Origin of the sequence: Kosmotoga arenicorallina S304 (assembly GCF_001636545.1) — a bacterium.
GTDB lineage: Bacteria > Thermotogota > Thermotogae > Petrotogales > Kosmotogaceae > Kosmotoga_B > Kosmotoga_B arenicorallina.
Genome location: NZ_JFHK01000001.1, coordinates 14,966 through 31,540 on the forward strand (window position 1 = coordinate 14,966; position 16,575 = coordinate 31,540).

At 40.9% G+C, this 16,575-nt stretch carries 10 protein-coding genes and 1 CRISPR repeat array (1 of these 11 running past the window's edge); of the genes, 1 reads left to right on the top strand and 9 read right to left on the bottom strand.

Annotated elements, in window-relative coordinates; genetic code table 11:
• Window positions 1–19: 19 nt before the first annotated feature.
• Window positions 20–154 (top strand): hypothetical protein, encoded by a 135-nt coding sequence (locus tag AT15_RS10470; RefSeq protein WP_268766410.1) that lies wholly within the window; start codon window positions 20–22, stop codon window positions 152–154.
• Window positions 155–390: 236 nt separating this feature from the next.
• Here AT15_RS10470 and AT15_RS10045 read toward each other — a convergent pair whose 3' ends face one another.
• From AT15_RS10045 to cas2, 9 genes are all read right to left on the bottom strand, one after another.
• Window positions 391–4,383 (bottom strand): Ig-like domain-containing protein, encoded by a 3,993-nt coding sequence (locus AT15_RS10045; RefSeq protein ID WP_084251351.1) that lies wholly within the window; start codon window positions 4,381–4,383, stop codon window positions 391–393.
• A 561-nt stretch (window positions 4,384–4,944) separates the two neighbouring features.
• Window positions 4,945–5,925: a type I-B CRISPR-associated endonuclease Cas1b gene (gene cas1b, locus AT15_RS00050; protein WP_235598460.1), complete on the bottom strand. Its 981-nt coding sequence runs from the start codon at window positions 5,923–5,925 to the stop codon at window positions 4,945–4,947.
• A gap of 3 nt (window positions 5,926–5,928) precedes the next feature.
• Window positions 5,929–6,438, bottom strand: coding sequence for a CRISPR-associated protein Cas4 (gene cas4 / locus AT15_RS00055; RefSeq protein WP_068345109.1), 510 nt, complete (start codon window positions 6,436–6,438; stop codon window positions 5,929–5,931).
• 9 nt (window positions 6,439–6,447) lie between these two features.
• A complete protein-coding gene (locus AT15_RS00060) occupies window positions 6,448–8,496 on the bottom strand; it encodes a CRISPR-associated helicase/endonuclease Cas3 (protein WP_068345111.1) in 2,049 nt (682 codons plus the stop codon).
• The gene (gene cas5 / locus AT15_RS00065) at window positions 8,493–9,197 is read right to left on the bottom strand and encodes a CRISPR-associated protein Cas5 (protein WP_068345113.1); all 705 of its coding nucleotides are present in this window, start codon (window positions 9,195–9,197) and stop codon (window positions 8,493–8,495) included. The genes AT15_RS00060 and cas5 overlap by 4 nt, the downstream gene beginning before the upstream one ends.
• Before the next feature lie 36 nt (window positions 9,198–9,233).
• Window positions 9,234–10,121: a type I-B CRISPR-associated protein Cas7/Cst2/DevR gene (cas7i, locus tag AT15_RS00070; protein WP_068345115.1), complete on the bottom strand. Its 888-nt coding sequence runs from the start codon at window positions 10,119–10,121 to the stop codon at window positions 9,234–9,236.
• On the bottom strand, window positions 10,121–10,444 hold the full coding sequence (locus tag AT15_RS10050; protein WP_084251353.1) for a hypothetical protein: 324 nt from the start codon (window positions 10,442–10,444) through the stop codon (window positions 10,121–10,123). Before AT15_RS10050 ends, cas7i begins: the two co-directional genes overlap by 1 nt.
• Before the next feature lie 11 nt (window positions 10,445–10,455).
• A complete protein-coding gene (locus AT15_RS00075) occupies window positions 10,456–11,430 on the bottom strand; it encodes a hypothetical protein (protein ID WP_084251354.1) in 975 nt (324 codons plus the stop codon).
• A 13-nt stretch (window positions 11,431–11,443) separates the two neighbouring features.
• Entirely contained in the window at window positions 11,444–11,707 is a 264-nt protein-coding gene (cas2, locus tag AT15_RS00080; protein ID WP_068345118.1) for a CRISPR-associated endonuclease Cas2, read from the bottom strand.
• A gap of 36 nt (window positions 11,708–11,743) precedes the next feature.
• A CRISPR array of direct repeats spans window positions 11,744–16,575; the repeat unit is 30 nt; unit sequence GTTTCCATACCACACTGGTTCTTACCCAAC; it runs 1,090 nt beyond the window's last position.

Consider the following 16,575-nt stretch of genomic DNA (forward strand, 5'->3'; position numbering starts at 1 on the left):
GTTGATGGTACGACAGTTGATGAGACGACGCTTGCAGAGGCTGACAAATGATGATACGACAGCTGGTGGAACGATATTGATGCTACGAGGGTTGCTAACGCTGATAAAAAGCCGAGAATCAGAGAGAACGAATGAAAACGCTGTGCTGAGCTAAAGCGAAGGCTTTGCGCCTTTGGCGGAAAAGGACCGGGATTCGATGTGGGGTGTGCGTAATTTATAAAGATTGCTTTCTAAAAAAGAGTTTTTTATAGTTCTTGCCAACAACCAACAACTAAAAACCAACAACCGCGACGATAGTCGCAGCATACCACACTAGTTCTTACGCAACTGTATTGCCTTTAATTGGCTTATAATAAGGGATATGTTTCATATCACTGAAGATTTTTTGTCTTATTTAAACTTCGCTATCCAGTAATCAAAATCTCCATGATTCCCGCTTACATCTCCATCATTCGAGTTTGTATGTCCAGCAACAACATATCCTCCATCACTCGTTTGAATTATGCTTTCTGCATAATCACGAGTAGAGCCACCAAGGCATTTTTGCCACTGGATGGTTCCTGAGCCGTCTAACTTCACTACCCATGAATCAATACGCCCATGATTCCCGCTTACATCTCCGTCATTCGAATATGTATATCCAGCAATAACATATCCTCCATCGTTTGTTTGTATTATACTCAGTGCAACATCAATATCAGAGCCACCGAGACATTTTTGCCACTGAATGTTTCCTGTACCGTTTAACTTCACTACCCAGTAATCAAAATCTCCATGATTCCCGCTTACATCTCCATCATTAGAAGCTGTATTTCCAGCAACAACATATCCTCCATCGCTTGTTTGAATTATACTTTTTGCATAATCATAAGAAGAGCCACCAAGGCATTTTTGCCACTGGATGTCTCCTGAGCCGTCCAACTTCACTATCCAGTAATCATAATATCCATGATTTCCGCTTACATCTCCGTCATTCGAAGCTGTATGTCCAGCAACAACATATCCTCCATCACTCGTTTGAATTATGCTTTCTGCATAATCACGAGTAGAGCCACCAAGGCATTTTTGCCACTGGATGGTTCCTGAGCCGTCTAACTTCACTACCCAGTAATCAAAATCTCCATGATTCCCGCTTACATCTCCATCATTAGAAGCTGTATGTCCAGCAACAACATAGCCTCCATCACTCGTTTGAATTATGCTTCCTGCATAATCATGAGTAGAGCCACCAAGGCATTTTTGCCACTGGATGTCTCCTGAGCCGTCCAACTTCACTATCCAGTAATCAAAACTACCATGATTCCCGCTTACATCTCCATCATTCGAGTTTGTATGTGCAGCAACAACATAGCCTCCATCACTCGTTTGAATTATGCTTCCTGCATAATCATGAGTAGAGCCACCAAGGCATTTTTGCCACTGGATGTCTCCTGAGCCGTCCAACTTCACTATCCAGTAATCATGATATCCATGATTTCCGCTTACATCTCCGTCATTAGAAGCTGTATTTCCAGCAACAACATAGCCTCCATCGTTTGTTTGAATTATACTTCTTGCATATTCATAAGAAGAGCCACCGATAGCTTTTGTAAATTGAAAGACAGTAACATCATTCACCGTAACGATAAAGCTATCTGTCGCTACACCGTCATATCCATCGCTGACCTCTATTTCCACACTGTATGTTCCTGAATCATCGTAATCGGGACTGTAAGTATATACCGCATCTGTTATTGTTCCCACACCTGTTAGGGTAAAGCTTAGTTCATCCCCATCCGGATCAGCTGCATATTTTAACAGATTGAGCATTAATGTTTCGCCTTCATTTACGCTCTGGTCCGGTATGTCTATCGTCGGGGCTCTGTTTGCTGTCGTGAAGCTCCAGATAAGGCTTTCCGCTTCCCCACCCCTTCCGTCTTTCGCCACTACTTTCCAGTAGTATGTTGTGTGGCCTGTCATATCCGGGTCGTAGCTTGCGGAATTTAAACCCGAAGCTGCAAGAGGCGGGGTTGTGCTTGTGCCAAAGTATATGTCATATATCAGTGAATCTCCATCCGGGTCATTACATGTCCAAGTGAGCACGGTATCTGCTGAAATACCTGTTGAACCATCTTCCGGCATGGGATTTGACGGTGCTTTCGGTTTTCTGTTCACATCATTTACCGTTATCACAAAGGTGTCTGTCGCTACACCGCCATGTCCGTCACTTGCTTCTATCTCCACGTTGTAAGTACCCGAGGCATCGTAATCGGGACTGTAGGTGTATATAGTATCTGTTATACTCCCTATCCCATTCAATATGGTGAAAGTCAGAAAGTCGTTGTCAAGGTCAGTCGCGTATTCTGTTAGAACCAGGGTAAGTGTTTCGCCTTCGTTCACGCTCTGGTCCGGTATGTCTATCGTCGGGGCTCTGGTGGCTGTTGCAAAGCTCCAGATAGGGCCTTCCGCTTCCCCACCCCTTCCGTCTTTCGCCACCACTTTCCAGTAGTATGTTGTGTATTCTGCCATATCCGGGTCGTAGCTTGTGGAATTTAAACCCGAAGCTGCAAGAGGTGGAATTGAGCTTGTGCCAAAGTATATGTCATATATCAGTGAATCGCCATCCGGGTCTTCGCATGTCCATGAGAGCGTAGCATCCGTTGAAATACCTGCTGAACCATCTTCTGGCATGGGATTTGATGGTGTTTCCGGTTTTCTGTTCACATCATTTACCGTTATCACAAAGGTGTCTGCAGCTACACCGCCATGTCCGTCACTTGCTTCTATCTCCACATTATATGTACCAGAGTCATCGTAATCGGGACTGTAGATATATACCGCATCTGTTATTGTTCCCACACCTGTTAGGGTAAAGCTTAGTTCATCCCCATCCGGATCAGCTGCATATTTTAACAGATTGAGCATTAATGTTTCGCCTTCATTCACGCTCTGGTCCGGTATGTCTATCGTCGGGGCTCTGTTTGCTGTCGTAAAGCTCCAGATAGGGCTTTCCGCTTCCCCACCCCTTCCGTCTTTCGCTACCACTTTCCAGTAGTATGTTGTGTGGTATTCTGTCATATCCGGGTCGTAGCTTGCGGTAGGTGTATTCGAAGCTACAAGGGGCAGGGATGTGCTTGTGCCAAGGTATATGTCATATATCAGTGAATCTCCATCCGGGTCATTACATGTCCATGAGAGCACGGCATCTGTTGAAATGCCTGTTGAACCATCTTCTGGTATGGGATTTGACGGTGCTTCCGGTTTTCTATTCACATCATTTACCGTTATCACAAAGGTGTCTGCAGCTACACCACCATGTTCATCTCTTGTTTCTATCTCCACGTTGTATGTTCCCGAGTCATCGTAATCGGGACTGTAGGTATATACCGCATCTGTTATTGTTCCAACACCTGTTAGGGTAAAGCACAATGTATCCCCATCCGGATCAGCTGCATATTTTAACAGATTGAGCATTAATGTTTCGCCTTCATTCACGCTCTGGTCTGGTATGTCTAACGTCGGGGCTCTGTTGACTGTCGTAAAGCTCCAGACAGGGCTTTCCGCTTCCCCACCCCTTCCGTCTTTCGCCACTACTTTCCAGTAGTATGTTGTGTGGCCTGTCATATCCGGGTCGTAGCTTGCGGAATTTAAACCCGAAGCTGCAAGAGGTGGAATTGAGCTTGTGCCAAAGTATATGTCATATATCAGTGAATCTCCATCCGGGTCATTACATGTCCAAGTGAGCACGGTATCTGCTGAAATACCTGTTGAACCATCTTCCGGCATGGGATTTGACGGTGCTTCCGGTTTTCTGTTCACATCATTTACCGTTATCACAAAGGTGTCTGTCGCTACACCGCCATGTCCGTCACTTGCTTCTATCTCCACGTTGTAAGTACCCGAGGCATCGTAATCGGGACTGTAAGTATATACCGCATCTGTTATTGTTCCCACACCTGTTAGGGTAAAGCTTAGTTCATCCCCATCCGGATCAGTAGCGTAGTATAACAGATTGAGCATTAATGTTTCGCCTTCATTCACACTCTGGTCCGGTATAGATATTATCGGCACCCCATTTACATCGTTAACCAATAAAGTAAAGCTCGCAGTTTCCGTGATATCCTTTTTTGTGTCAACAGCTTTTATTTCTACCACATAATTCCCTGAGTCACCGTAATCAGCAGTGTATGTATACATTTTGCCAGTAATTGCACCTACACCACTCAAAAGCTCATAACTGAGATTATTTTTGTATAAGTAAACTACATAATCATCTAAATTGAGCGTAAGGCTCTCTCCTTCATCTATCTGTTGTGCAGGTATCTGAAAAGAGATGCTTAACGGTGGTATACATCCGACTATAATAAAAAGCAGTGCAATTGTTAACCATATTGTTTTTTTCACTGCAAATCACTCCCACCACATTTTCGTTTTTACTAATGATTGAGGGATTTTCTCGAGAAACTCAGGCTGAATTATTATCTTTGTCATGTTGTGAGTATAATCCAAACTGATTACCCGGTTCTTTTGAGTTCCCTGTTAATCCCCCCAAAGCTATATTTCTTTCGAAATTCGAATATCGTGACTTGTAACTCGGTTCTTAATATACTACACTGGTTTTTATCTAACCAAAAAAATTGGATACACAAAAAAACGTGTATCCACTTAATATACTACACTGGTTTTTATCTAACAGCTTGTTTTACAAAATGATTATAACAAATTTAAATGCAAGAAATCAAATGGGAGAATTAGGGAAAGAGCGAATGGTTAATGAGCTTTACAAAAATCAAGTTATTCTGGGAAATGGATCTGTAAACGAAAATAAGAATGGAGCAAGGGGAACATGTTGAAAACTGAGACTAACGACCAATAAAGAAAAATGAGAAGAGAAGGTATCAAATAAAGGCAACGTCAGCCGCTAATGGCCTTATAATGAACTATACAACTTGTGAAATAGTGAAATCACCACCACATTTTTAACCCTTCATAATCTTCGCCACCAACCAATGAGCGTATTATTTTGTAGCATTCAAGCCTGATAAGGGTTGCATAGGAGACTTTCCTTTTTAATTTAGGATACATAATCGTTGTTTCAAGAAAGTCTTGAAAGGCGTTTATAAATTTCTTTTTTCCGGATTCGTTTAACAGCGTTGAATTAAGGTTTTCGTCGAAATCTTTATCTGTGAGCATCTTCTTGTTCAATAGATTTGTAATAAGCCTGTCTACTATAAGTGGCTTGAAAATTTCTGAGATGTCGAGCGCTAACGAAAAGCGCATTTCTGAAGGTTCATGCAAGTAACTTATAGTGGGGTCTAACTGAGTTTGGTAAATTTTATTCAGTGTTTCGGTATACAGCAGCGTATTACCAAAAGAAATAAGGCTATTTAGCTTTCCAACAGGCGGCTGTTTTTTTCTGCCTGTGAATTCTTGACCGGAAATTTTGGCAAGCAAAGGATAGTATTTCTGGCGAAATTCTCCTTCAACAGACATGATTTCATTTATTGAATTGGTTATTTTGATTTTTTCCTTTGCCTGTTCCAGGGTTTGTGTGCTTATATTTTTCTCTGACCGTTTTAAAATTCGGATCATGTTATGCATAGCTGAGGTAATAAATTCTTTTGCATAAGTTATTCGTCTGTCTCTTTCAATATACGCTTTTACCTGTTCTGTCAGAAGCTTTCCTGAAACTTTTTGCTTTCTTGGGGCAAAACTTCCCACATACCAACCGTTTCTGTTAAACACGTGAAGCGCAATTTGCTGCTGTGAAAGGAAGGCTAATAACCTTGAATTGAAATTGATTTCACCAAAGAAATATAACGACTGGATTTTTTCTATGGGAATGTATTTCCTTTTGCCGGATTCTTTTTCAAGTGCAATAGTATTGTCCTTTCTTTTAAGCGTACCACTCGAAAATACGAAGTAATTCTTTTTGATATATCTCACCTCCTATGAAAAGCAGAGTTCAAAGTAGGAGCATTTTCTACATATTTTTTTGTATTTTGGCGGGATCATGGTTTTTAGATAAAAGATTTTTGTGATTTCCTTTATCGCTTCTTGCAGTTCTCTTTCATCGTCTGGCTTCAAAGAAATTTTCATTGTCTTATGAATATTGGGGTAAGTTAGTTTCCCTGTGAATCCTGTTAGGCCATAGCGGGTTTTTAGATAGTAAAGGTAATATTTGAGCTGGTAAATATGCGCTTCTTTGATTTCGCTGCTTCTTTTTATTTCGACAACTTCTTTCAAGGGCTTAAGGATATCGAGAGAGATTTCATCGAATTGGATATCTTTTTCTTCGCCTTCGCTGTATGTTTCCTGGAGAAGTTTACCAAGGGCAACATATTCAGAAGTATCTTCCATAGATATATTATGGAGGAAAAACCAGAGCTGGGTTTTGCATGTGTAATAGTAATTAATTGCATTCCCCCCAATTCTTGGTTGCCTTTGAAGCAAGTCCATATAACCACCTCATATTATTTCTGGGTCATCAGAAATCCCTATATAACCAAGCTCGGAGTCATAATTTATCTTCGCGAAGAGAATTCCTTTTCCCTTTTCTAAATCTCTTGTGATTTCGCGCATAAGGTCTCTGCTGAGAGGAACTCTTATTTGTTTTCCGAGAAGCTCCATTATGCTCATCTCTTGATCTCTGAATTCTTCGGGGATAATTGTTATGGATCTCAATCCTTCCCTTAACAGGTCGTCATGGAAGCGTTCGCTTATTTCCATAGAGAATATTTTGGCATTCACAGATTCAATGTATTTTGCCTTGGCAATCCCATTTTCTATACGTTTTTGTATGTCTTTTTGTGATTGCCTGAATACCTCTTCAGCAATTTCTAAGAGTTCTTCCTGAGAGGGTGTGCGTTTTGATTTGAGTTGATTCAATGTTTGAGAAACAATGAGTTTATCATAGACCGATCGAGAATTTTTCCTAAAGGGGAACAGATAGACGTCTCCTTTTTTTCTACCAAACCTATTTACCCTTCCAAATCTTTGTATGAGAGAGTCAATTGGGGCAAGTTCAGTAAACAATACATCGTAGTCTATGTTAAGGCTTATTTCAACTACTTGAGTTGCAACTACTACTCTCGGGTTATCGTGCGTTATTTTGTTCAATAATTTTATTCTGTCTTCAGTGCTGAATCTCCCGTGATAAAGAATAAGCTCTTCTTCCGGAACAAACTTTTTGAGCCTTGAGTATAGCTCCTGGGCATATTTTACTGTGTTGCAGCAGATCAATGTTTTTTTGCCTGCATCAAATTCTTCAACGATTTTATGGGTTAATGAACCCGGGCAAATACCTTTGATTTCTATCCTCTTTTCTTTTAGTCCCTCTTCATCTCTTATTGTTACAGGATTATCCAGCACTTCCTTAAGCTTTTTAAGCATATATCTGGGCAGTGTTGCGCTCATTACACAGATAGGTATGCCTAACTTCTTGAGTTTTTTAATTATTTCTAAGGTTATCCCGAAAGTAAAGGGTTGACTGAAATGCAATTCATCAAATACAACTGCGCCTGATGCTATGTTTATTATCTTTGGCTCCCACCTACCCCAATTAAGCCCTGCTAAAAGGAGTTGATCCAGTGTAGCAACTGTAACGGGCATTTCAAAATGCTTCATCCAGAATTTTTTTGTGTGATATTCCTCGGAAATTTCCATATTAGCGTATAAATAGTAGCTGAGGTTGCCGTGTATCAAACCGGTATTTTCCCCAAATTCTTTTTCTAAGGTTTCGTACATCGCTTCCACAGTGGTAACTGTTGGGAGAATGTATGTTAAGTGTTTCCGATTTGTGGATTTCCACCAATTTAATGAAGCAAGAGTTTTGCCTCTTCCGGTTGGTGCTGTTATTATCGTGTCTTTCCCTGTAAGTGAGAGTTTTTGAAATTCTCTAAGGGGTTTTGTTGTGAAGTTTGGAAGAGTAAAGGGGTTCTGCTTATATCCTTCTGATGCTTTCCAATCAGCAAGATTCAAAATTCCTAAAATTATAGAATGCAAATACCAGTTTCCTTTTCCATCCCAGAAAGCTTTAAGTACCCTGTCAATTGTTTCGGCAGGCGCACAGGTTTTTAGATTTAATTCCGGCATGCAAATTTTGCAGTTGCTATTTATATAGTTCCTTATATTGTCGTATTCTTTTATTAAATCAGGCAATTTTAGGGTCATCTTTTGGTTTCTATGGTTTGAAAACAGATCTTTTGATCTTGTTCCATGGTGCCCAAGTATGGCAAAGATTATGTAATCCTTTAGTGGTGATTCAGGCAGAGAGCTATTGGCAAGTACTGCGGAAGCGAGAGCATGAGAGAAATTTTTCTTTTCCGAAAAGGAGAATTCTTTAACCCCTTTTCCAAGGTCATGAAAAGCGCACGAGAGAACAATCGCTTCGAATAATTCTTGTTTGGGGATATTGATCACCAATGAGATATGTGCTTTTTTAAATTCTTTTACAGCGTAGTTTAGTACCGCTATCGTGTGTTCGGTTAAGGAAATACCCGGTTTGGCTTCTATCATTCTGACCATCTCCAAAGTGGAATATATTCATCATGAATGCACAACAACTCTCCAAAGTACTTCACTTTTACATCGACAAATGTATATTCGCAATAACCAACCGGGGTTCTGTATCCTTTTCGCGAGTTAATTTGGAAATTCTTTGTTACCCTATATACGCTAAGTTTCTTAATTGGCTGGTTATTCAATTTTGATAGAGTTATCTGTCCGGGTTTCAAAAGGCCTTTTATAACGACGTTTTCTATTTCGCCCTGCATTGCAAAATTTCCTTCGATAAATTCCGGGTTTACATGGGTAATTAGCTCATCATCCCTTCCCAAGCTTAGAGCATATTTAGGAGCTTTCAAGGCTTTATATAATCTTTGCAAAATCTCTTCTTTGTCTAAAAGGTATATCGTGTACTCTGGAAAATAGTAAAACTGCCTCTTCACCAATGACTTAAAAGTGTTTTTTCTGCCTTTATCCGTTTTTTTAATTTTCCAGAGGTCATAACCTTTTGCAAGACTTCCGTTTACTTTTATTCCCATAAGAGAATTTTCAAAGCGTTCAAGTGCCTGATCATGTTTCACCCCCATTGCGGCGCCAAAAAGCCCTATGATACTTGTGGGTGGAGGGAATGGAAAAGAATCCTGTATTTTCATGTTCTGGGGTTTTCTGAAAGAAGCGGTGTAGGCCCGTAGTTTAACCCTTAGAACTTTCATATTATCACCTCCAAAAAGGAGTGAGCCCTAATGGGCTCACTCAGAGTAGATATTTTTGATTCTATCTTTTACCATACCGAAAGCTTCATTGAGAGATACGACAGAGACTTTTGGAGAACTTATGCTTTCAATTTCGCTGCAGTCGAGTACTGATGTAGTACCGATTACAACTTGATCAATTATGTCATCGTAGTTGTTAATAGCTTCAACAATGGGTTCAGCCAATATGGTCCCTTTTTCATCCACTTTTATGTATTCAAGGAGAAAGGGAACTTTTTCTTTGAGCAAGGCGAAAACAATGAATTTTGGTGAAAGATCAGTAAGGAAGTTGGTTTGTTTTCCGCCTGCCCAGAAGTTTTTAAGTACATCAAGAACGGTCAGAACTCTTTCTATTTTTGTTTCGCTGGTTGTATCCAAGGAGGAGTTTTCGGCAACCTCAGATGAATCGAATCTTCCAACTCTATCGAGTTCTAAAAGTCCGCCTCCTCTGAAAATGTTTCTGTAAATCTCGGTTTCAACAAGATTTCCACCACGGTCTGCAGCCCTTCTGGTTTTTGTAAGAAGGTCGCGATCTCCCTTATACGGAAAGAGAGAAACCAAAGGTGTAATTCTGAGAGGTGATGTCCTTCTTTTGTTTGTATCTGTTTTCAGATATCCAAAAAGGTCGTCATCGATATAAGTAACAGGGTCACCTAAAGTGGTTTCAACATCAGCATCGATAGGTGTAGAAAGCTTGAACCCTTTTTCGGCAATTCTTTCTTTCATTCCATGGCGTTGGCATTGGGATGAGATATAGTTAAACTCAAGCCCGTTTGGTGCTGTTATTTTTTTTGATGTTTGAATATTCCCTTCTGTGAAACTCGCGTTCGCATTACCAATTGATACCTTTGCTAAGTGTGCCCAACATAATGCTTTTACATCCATTAAGCTTCACCTCCATTTTTGTTATTTACGCTCTTTGCATAGTGCCTTTGAAGATATTTGTTTACGGCAAAAATTACAGCCAGTGACTTGGCCTTTTTCCAAAGTGCAGGGTCTTTAAGGATTTTGAGAAAGTCTTCCGAGAGCCTTAGAGTCCAATTTTCTTTGGCGTATTTAACCGATAGGTTTTCAAGAGCTTCGAAAAGGCTTTCAGGATTTTTGCAATTTCGCAGGGTATAAAGGTCACCGAAATTATCTGCTTCGAAAACAACATTCCCGATCTGTTCACCAGTTGCTTTGCAAATTTCAAAGATTTCGTCGTTCACAATCCCACCTCCTAATTTATATAGCTCTTCATGAATTCATGCAGGTATTTAACGGGGTAATCAAGCTTGAAGATGCTCATTTCTAAAAATCTCTCCAGCTCGTTAAATTTAAGGATTTTATGAGAAAGGCTTTCCCTGATTTCAGTAATCAGCTTTCCTTCTTCTTTGTAGATAAAGGAGTCAAGAAAATCGTTCAGCTGTCCACCTAATGATTCAAGCTTTTTGAAGAGGTTTTGAAGCTTTTCGACAGAATCAAAAGAATCATTTACAAGAACAGTTGTTGTTCTTCCCTGATCGGATATTTGGATTAGGTGATACGTTGCATTGAAAAGCATCCTGGATTTTTTAAATAATTCATACAAAGTCATTAGCAGGGTTTCATATGGCTGCGAAGGATAAAATTTCGTTGACAATTTGATATTTGAATATGCTGATTTTGCACCAATTGTATCCATCCAATTGTTGATTTTCAGGGTTTCTTCAAGAGTTTTGCCTTCAGGGAAAATGTAGGTAATTTGCTTGTCGCTACTTGAAAAGCTCGTCGTATAAAAGAGCGCCAGAGGAGCCATCACACCTAAAAACTGGCAATCGGGGCAAACTGTCTTGTATCCGTGCCCATATGCGTAAAAGTTTGCGAAGTTGTTCGCTTTAACGCTAAAGGGATTTGAAATCATAGAGTCTTCATCTGTTTTTTCAACTAAACGTCCACAATAAGAACAATATTTTTCTCCCGGGTTTACATTGTCAAAGAAGCGATTTAATCCCTCTGGTTTTGGATACTGCTTTATAAAAGGCCTAATGTTTGAAGCCCAGGGTTTTCCGTTTGCTGTATAGAGCTCATTAACCGGTATGCTGTCAAAGACGTCTTTTTTTAATTTTTTGAGTTCAAATGTATCACCATTGATTAACACATATGATGAATTTACATATTTGCATATTGCCACTGCGCCGGCTTTTTGCCAAAAATTCTTTACTTCTAACTTCATCGCACTCACCTCCTTAAATTGTCCTTTCGTCTTCGGATTTGTCGATGCCAATAATTTGCTTCTTTAAATCTATCGATTCGCTAAATGAAAAGATGACAACCGAGTCTTCTTTTTCGTTTATCAGCTTTTTCAGGGAAACTTTTAGCCTTTCAAGTTCTGAATACGTCAACTGGCCTTCAAAAACGGAATTCTGGACCCAAACCAGAAATTTCCTGAGAAACTTTAATACCTTCGAAACTCGTTTTTCGTTCACATCGTACACAAGGATTATTTTCATCTGACCACCAGCCAAAATAGGGTTAATGTTGACTTATCTTCCATACCACACTGGTTCTTACCCAACGGAGCGTTGAGAATCAGCGAGGTTTTAAAAGCCATGTTTCCATACCACACTGGTTCTTACCCAACATGTATAAAGTCGTAATAACGTATTTCGACGGTACAGTTTCCATACCACACTGGTTCTTACCCAACATGTCTGAATATTTTATTCTTTTATGTTTTTTGTTCCGTTTCCATACCACACTGGTTCTTACCCAACATGGAGAGCCGCGCGCGGAGCACAGCCGCCCAGACCAGGTTTCCATACCACACTGGTTCTTACCCAACTTTCAAAGAAAAATTGGGCGCTGACCTCGTTTTTAAGTGTTTCCATACCACACTGGTTCTTACCCAACTTTATCTTTGGGCAAGGGCGACTTTAAAATCCAATAACAGGTTTCCATACCACACTGGTTCTTACCCAACTCACAAAGGTATAATCGACCGCACGGACATAGTGATGTTTCCATACCACACTGGTTCTTACCCAACTATTTATTACTTTTTTTAAAGGAGGGATAGATCATGTTTCCATACCACACTGGTTCTTACCCAACTTTTTGGTTATAGGGGTTTTAATAGGGTCAAAGTGTTTCCATACCACACTGGTTCTTACCCAACTTGTATTCGTTAGTAAAAGGTATACCAAAATAGTGTTTCCATACCACACTGGTTCTTACCCAACAACGGTGTATTTCGTCAATGTCATCAAACAATTAAAGTTTCCATACCACACTGGTTCTTACCCAACCCGCTGCGATCCGCAGCGGGGCGGCTCTGAAATTCCTGGTTTCCATACCACACTGGTTCTTACCCAACACAAAGACACACTTTATGTTGTTTCTCTACCTGTTAGTTTCCATACCACACTGGTTCTTACCCAACGCGAACCCTACATCATAGAAATAGCAGGGGAAAACCCGTTTCCATACCACACTGGTTCTTACCCAACAGAAGAAGCCGAAATGTTAGACGTAGCAGAATTCGTGTTTCCATACCACACTGGTTCTTACCCAACTGTACTTCAAAAATTGGGATGTGAAACAAAAAATGTTGTTTCCATACCACACTGGTTCTTACCCAACAAGAATAGCTTTTATTAACAGACAAAGCAAAGTCACGTTTCCATACCACACTGGTTCTTACCCAACAAAAGGTAGAAATGATGCTGTCATCACAAAAATAGGGGTTTCCATACCACACTGGTTCTTACCCAACCTGCCGTTTCCGAAACTGTTAAGGTGCTCCGGCCCTAGTTTCCATACCACACTGGTTCTTACCCAACCCAATGCGGTTTGGTTCGCTGAGCGAACCAAAAAAATGTTTCCATACCACACTGGTTCTTACCCAACCAATAACCGCACTGGCAGAAAAATATTATGCCAAGTTTCCATACCACACTGGTTCTTACCCAACAAACATCCAAAAAAAGATCGAGGGCTACAGGTACTATGTTTCCATACCACACTGGTTCTTACCCAACTTTTCAATGCTTTTTACACTTTCATGCTGCTTCACGTTTCCATACCACACTGGTTCTTACCCAACTATCTGGAATGGCGAAACTTTTGAAGCCTTAACCTTGTTTCCATACCACACTGGTTCTTACCCAACACACGCTCAAAGATAGAAAACTGAGAGTGTATGTCACGTTTCCATACCACACTGGTTCTTACCCAACGTATCCGTAGAAATAAGGGACGAGGATGGCGAAATTAGTTTCCATACCACACTGGTTCTTACCCAACAAGGAATAAAGTAAACGCACATTTTATATTTAAAGGAGTTTCCATACCACACTGGTTCTTACCCAACCATATGCCGGAGCACTGAAAATTGAGAAAACTCTAAAGTTTCCATACCACACTGGTTCTTACCCAACTATACAATGCCGAAGAAGATAAGATCAAAAAAATGTTTCCATACCACACTGGTTCTTACCCAACTCTTTTCCATTTTTTATTCCTCCTTTTCGTTGGTTTCGTTTCCATACCACACTGGTTCTTACCCAACTAATGTATGGAGTATGAACTCACTTCCGGTTTTCAAGTTTCCATACCACACTGGTTCTTACCCAACGAAGGGCTTGAAATAAAGCCAACAAAAGAAGAAAAGTTTCCATACCACACTGGTTCTTACCCAACGATAACCCCCCAGAAAAAATAGTATACTAAAACTAACAGGTTTCCATACCACACTGGTTCTTACCCAACTGGCGAAAGCGGTGCAAACCTCCGAAACGGCACGGGGTTTCCATACCACACTGGTTCTTACCCAACAAAATTGAGAAAACTCTGAAAGCCATGGAGGAAATGCGTTTCCATACCACACTGGTTCTTACCCAACATGAAATGATTAGAAAGGAAAGCGTACCCGTAAAAGTGTTTCCATACCACACTGGTTCTTACCCAACAAATTCATGACAACACTCACACTACCTCGAACGCAGTTTCCATACCACACTGGTTCTTACCCAACAATTGTTTTCCCCCTACACAACATCACTAGGAATGTTTCCATACCACACTGGTTCTTACCCAACTGGAAAGTAAGATCACCGTCCCCGCTGCGATCCGCGTTTCCATACCACACTGGTTCTTACCCAACGGTGAAAAAGTGGTTGAAATTAAACCATCCGGGATTGTGTTTCCATACCACACTGGTTCTTACCCAACAAGTCACAGCCGTAGATATAGCATTAGACGAACCCTAGTTTCCATACCACACTGGTTCTTACCCAACGAGATGGAAAGTAAGATCACCGTCCCCGCGTCAATTCGTGTTTCCATACCACACTGGTTCTTACCCAACATGGAGTCACAGATAACACTACTCTATTAACAAAGTTTCCATACCACACTGGTTCTTACCCAACGGAAAGCCGCATCACCGTCCCCGCTGCGATCCGCGTTTCCATACCACACTGGTTCTTACCCAACAAAAATTCTACCTCGAACTCTAAATCACCCTCCCAGTTTCCATACCACACTGGTTCTTACCCAACCTGAGCGAACCAAAAAAATCGTAGATGAAAAAATAAGTTTCCATACCACACTGGTTCTTACCCAACCGAAGAAATTAAAAAAATATTCAGCAAAGAAATTGCGTTTCCATACCACACTGGTTCTTACCCAACAAACGTTTAAATTTTTGGCTACGAAATATTCCCTAACGTTTCCATACCACACTGGTTCTTACCCAACACAATCCAAGAAAATAAAAAAAGAAAAGAAAAAGAGTTTCCATACCACACTGGTTCTTACCCAACGAAGTACAAAACCTAGTATTCAATGTAAAAGTTGTGTTTCCATACCACACTGGTTCTTACCCAACGATCGGATACACGAAAAAACGTGTATCCACAATAATTGTTTCCATACCACACTGGTTCTTACCCAACTCAAGTTCCTCAGAGAAAATGATTGCAGAATCTCTGAGTTTCCATACCACACTGGTTCTTACCCAACGCACGTAATGATACAGGAATAGATACACCAAGCATGTTTCCATACCACACTGGTTCTTACCCAACCTTACTCCTCAAAGTGTACATTTACACTTTTACGTTGTTGTTTCCATACCACACTGGTTCTTACCCAACTCTCCAGTATTTTTAAAGCTATTCCCTCAGCCATAGTTTCCATACCACACTGGTTCTTACCCAACAGTTCTTACCCAAAGGAGGCTGCTATATGCTCATCCTCCGTTTCCATACCACACTGGTTCTTACCCAACGATTTTTGTGGCACGAAAAAAATACTTTCACTCCCTGTTTCCATACCACACTGGTTCTTACCCAACGTCAAAAATTTCGGTCCCCGCTGCGATCCGCAGCGGGTTTCCATACCACACTGGTTCTTACCCAACGAGGTGATAACTACCCCTCCCTTGAGAACCTCCCAATGTTTCCATACCACACTGGTTCTTACCCAACAAAATAAAAAGAAAAATAGCATTCGTCAATAAATACGTTTCCATACCACACTGGTTCTTACCCAACTAAAAACGTCCAAAACGGCACGAGCTGCCGTTTTGGAGTTTCCATACCACACTGGTTCTTACCCAACTTTGGAGGCCGTGGAGGTGCTCCAGCAATACGCTGGGTTTCCATACCACACTGGTTCTTACCCAACTAAACCAAGACATAACAAGGCAAGCAGACTTTGTCTCGTTTCCATACCACACTGGTTCTTACCCAACTAACCAGTTCTGGACTTGATATATCAAAACATCTCCGTTTCCATACCACACTGGTTCTTACCCAACCCTGAGAGCCTGGGAGAATAATCTCCCAGACCTCAGTTTCCATACCACACTGGTTCTTACCCAACTTTTTTTGTACCGCCACAAACTCAATCCTTACATGGTTTCCATACCACACTGGTTCTTACCCAACCAGGGGAGGGGTAGTTATCACCTCCCTTGAGAGAATGTTTCCATACCACACTGGTTCTTACCCAACTGTGCGAACGAAAAGCGACCCGCTCAATCACTCAGTCGTTTCCATACCACACTGGTTCTTACCCAACAGGAGTAGATGCTTATGTTATTAAAACTTATATTGAGTTTCCATACCACACTGGTTCTTACCCAACACATACTACAAGAAAAAGAAATAGAAAGAACAACAAGGTTTCCATACCACACTGGTTCTTACCCAACGCGAACGAAAAGCGACCCGCTCAATCACTCAGTCGTTTCCATACCACACTGGTTCTTACCCAACATGGAGAGCCGCGCGCAGCACAGCCGACCAGACCAGGTTTCCATACCACACTGGTTCTTACCCAACTAAACATAAATTAAAAAAGAAAGGGGGGACTA

Bases quoted from the DNA above. Each gene is read 5' to 3' on its own strand.
- AT15_RS10470 (WP_268766410.1), top strand. From the start codon at position 20: ATGAGACGACGCTTGCAGAGGCTGACAAATGATGATACGACAGCTGGT.
- cas4 (WP_068345109.1), bottom strand. From the start codon at position 6,438: ATGGACTTGCTTCAAAGGCAACCAAGAATTGGGGGGAATGCAATTAAT.
- AT15_RS00060 (WP_068345111.1), bottom strand. From the start codon at position 8,496: ATGATAGAAGCCAAACCGGGTATTTCCTTAACCGAACACACGATAGCG.
- cas5 (WP_068345113.1), bottom strand. From the start codon at position 9,197: ATGAAAGTTCTAAGGGTTAAACTACGGGCCTACACCGCTTCTTTCAGA.
- cas7i (WP_068345115.1), bottom strand. From the start codon at position 10,121: ATGGATGTAAAAGCATTATGTTGGGCACACTTAGCAAAGGTATCAATT.
- AT15_RS00075 (WP_084251354.1), bottom strand. From the start codon at position 11,430: ATGAAGTTAGAAGTAAAGAATTTTTGGCAAAAAGCCGGCGCAGTGGCA.
- cas2 (WP_068345118.1), bottom strand. From the start codon at position 11,707: ATGAAAATAATCCTTGTGTACGATGTGAACGAAAAACGAGTTTCGAAG.